We start from the raw sequence: 212 nt of genomic DNA, 5'->3' as shown, positions 1-212 counted from the left end.
TTAGCCTTATGTAACGTCTTCAAATACAACTGCTGGTGGCGTTGCTTCAGGTGCAGGTTTTGGTCCGTTAAACCTAGATTTCGTTTTAGGCATTATTAAAGCGTACACAAGACGTGTTGGCTCAGGCGCTTTCCCTACAGAGCTTTACGATGGTCTTGATAAGCATGATCCTGTAGGTAAGCTCTTAGGTGATAAAGGTCATGAGTTTGGTG

At 43.9% G+C, this 212-nt stretch carries 1 pseudogene; it reads left to right on the top strand.

Annotation, left to right across the window (positions count from 1 at the left end):
• Nucleotides 1–4 precede the first annotated feature (4 nt).
• Nucleotides 5–212 (top strand): annotated as a pseudogene (locus tag V6260_RS19295) (adenylosuccinate synthetase); the annotation flags it as partial.

The sequence above is a fragment of the Pseudoalteromonas aliena genome, assembly GCF_038155085.1.
Taxonomy (GTDB): Bacteria; Pseudomonadota; Gammaproteobacteria; order Enterobacterales; family Alteromonadaceae; genus Pseudoalteromonas; species Pseudoalteromonas aliena_A.
This window is presented reverse-complemented; position numbering and strand designations above follow the sequence as displayed.